This is a genomic window from Massilia phosphatilytica (assembly GCF_977014125.1).
Window position 1 is genome coordinate 1 of sequence record NZ_CDRNIL010000049.1, and the last position, 2371, is coordinate 2371.

Genomic DNA, 2371 nt, shown 5'->3' on the forward strand with positions numbered 1-2371 from the left:
GCCTCGGTACGCCCAGCTGCACACGCATCCGAAGACGCTGCGCAAGAACGGCACCAACAATTGCACGTCGTGGAACCCGGCCACGTGTCGGGCACCGACCCGGCCGGCGTCAACGAGCAGAAGGAGAAGACCGGCGCGCTGTACTCGCAGCTGCGCTTCGGCGTCGACGACCTGAAGTACCCGGTCGACGGCAACATCGGCCTGCGCTACGTGAAGACCGACATGACGGCGCACGGCTACACCGTGTTCACCCCGAGCAATTCGACGGGCGCCGGCATCCCGCAATTCTCGGCGTTTTCCAAGAAGCAGGACTTCAGCAACAGCTACAACAACGTGCTGCCGAGTCTGAACCTGCGCATGAAGGCGAGCGGCGCGCTGCAGTTCCGCATGGCTGTCGACCGGCATCTCGCGTCCGGACTTCACCGACCTGCAGGGCTACACGACGCTGTCGCAGAACGTGGACAACTCGAGCCGTCCAACTGGCCGTAGCCGTCCGCCCACGTCGGCAGCGCCCAGGCTACGTTGTGCTGGCCGAAGGTCGGGCTGGACGGGTTGCTGTCGGTGCCGTCGCCGCCGCTGGTGCCATTGACGTTCACGTTCTGCAGGTTCTTCGAACGCCAGTTCCAGGCCAGTCGCGCCGAGATCTTGCCTTGGTCATACATCAGCGCCAGGTTGTACGATTGGCGCGACAGGCCGATCAGCGGCAGGTCGCCGAACGTGGTGCCGTTGGTGTCGCAGCCGTTCAGGTTCAGGTTGAAGTTCGTCGCCTGGTTGCCGCCCGTGCAGTACACGGAGTGCACCGGCTGGTGCAGTGACGTCTTGCTGTCCACGTACGTGTAATTGGCCTGGACGCCGAAGCCCGACAGCCAGCCCGGCAGGAAGTCGAAGTACTGCTGGAACGCGATCTCCGCGCCGCGCGCATGGCCGTCCGCGCCGTTCACCGGACCCGTGGTCGTGAAGGTGTACGACTTGCCGGTGTTGTCCGCCAGGTCATAGCCGTACGACTGCTTGATGATGACGTCCTTCAGCTGCTTGTTGAACACGCCGAAGGTCAGCGAGCCGGTCTTGGCGAAATACCATTCGGCCGTCAAGTCGACCTGGTGCGAGCGGACCGGGCGCAGGTTCGGGTTGCCCGTGCCGGTGCCCGTGTAGGTAACCAGGCCGCTCGAGTTGTCCACGTTCTGCGACAGCGTCGTGTAGCCCTGCAGGTCGGTGAAGTCCGGACGCGAGATGCCGGTCGACAGGCCCATGCGGAACTGCAGCGCGCCGCTCGCCTTCATGCGCAGGTTCAGGCTCGGCAGCACGTTGTTGTAGCTTGTTGCTGAAGTCCTGCTTCTTGGAGAACGCCGGTGAATTGCGGGAATGCCGGCGCCCGTCGAACGTGCTCGGGGTGAACACGGTGTAGCCGTGCGCCGTCATGTCGGTCTTCACGTAGCGCAGGCCGATGTTGCCGTCGACCGGGTACTTCAGGTCGTCGACGCCGAAGCGCAGCTGCGAGTACAGCGCGCCGGTCTTCTCTTCTGCTCGTCGACGCCGGCCGGGTCGGTGCCGAACGTGGCCGGGTTCCACGACGTGCAATTGTTGGTGCCGGTTGTTGCACAGCATGTTCGGATACGTGTGCAGCTGGGCGTACGAGGCCGGGTAGCCGGTGGTCAGCGACGACGGCCGGGAAGACCAGTGCCGGGCACCGACGTGTTGTTGTTGAAGAAGTTTTTGAACGAGTGGACCTGTACCTGGTTGTTGAAGCGCGGGTCGCCCAGGTACGCGAGGCTCGACAGCGTGTTCGGTCGGGCCGACCTGCCACGTCTGGGTGATGGCCGCCCAGTTGTAGCTCGGGTTCGAGTTTCTCGTTGCGCGAGTCGCGATCCGTCAGGCGCACGCCGAAACGGATGTCGCGCAGCACCGGGTGGTCGAAGTCGTACTTCGCGTCGGTGCGCCACGCCCATTCGCCCGCCTTGCTGCGGTCCTGGTGTTCCATCGTGAACGCCCAGTAGTAATTCGGGGTTCGCGAGGTAGGCGCGGTCGGCGTCCGTGAACGACAAGGTCGGCACGTCGCCGCGCAGGTCGATCGACTCGCTCGGCATCTGCACGCCGGTGGCAACGGTCGAGTCGAAGCTGCTGGTCGTGGCGCGGATGCGCTGCAGGTCCGTGCTGATGGTCCAGCGGTCGTTCGGACGCCAGCGCAGGTTCCACGACACGTCCGTCGTTTCCGACGTGCGGTCGGCCGAGCGCGTGTCGCCGCCGAAGTTGATGCCGCCGTCGTCCGGATCGGTCAGCGTGCCGGTCAGCAGCGCGCCTTTCGAGGTGCTGGATCATCCAACTAACTCCTCCGTTTTAACCTTAGCAATACGTAACTGAAGTCGAAGGCAGA

The 2371-nt window shown here is 64.4% G+C and carries 3 protein-coding genes and 1 pseudogene; 2 read left to right on the forward strand and 2 right to left on the reverse strand.

The window, feature by feature from the left end; genetic code table 11:
• Positions 1-489 (forward strand): annotated as a pseudogene (locus ACWNCF_RS01925) (hypothetical protein); the annotation flags it as partial.
• Here ACWNCF_RS01925 and ACWNCF_RS01930 read toward each other — a convergent pair.
• Together ACWNCF_RS01930 and ACWNCF_RS01935 are read right to left on the reverse strand one after the other, a co-directional pair.
• Positions 420-1364, reverse strand: a complete 945-nt coding sequence (locus tag ACWNCF_RS01930; RefSeq protein ID WP_449405822.1) for a TonB-dependent receptor domain-containing protein — start codon at positions 1362-1364, stop codon at positions 420-422. The pseudogene ACWNCF_RS01925 and the gene ACWNCF_RS01930 sit on opposite strands and share 70 nt — an antisense overlap.
• Positions 1365-1652: 288 nt before the next feature.
• Complete coding sequence (locus ACWNCF_RS01935; protein ID WP_449405820.1) at positions 1653-2198, reverse strand: hypothetical protein; 546 nt, start codon at positions 2196-2198, stop codon at positions 1653-1655.
• Between the two features lie 16 nt (positions 2199-2214).
• Between ACWNCF_RS01935 and ACWNCF_RS01940 the strand changes: the two genes are divergently transcribed.
• Entirely contained in the window at positions 2215-2358 is a 144-nt protein-coding gene (locus ACWNCF_RS01940; RefSeq protein ID WP_449405821.1) for a hypothetical protein, read from the forward strand.
• Positions 2359-2371 lie beyond the last annotated feature (13 nt).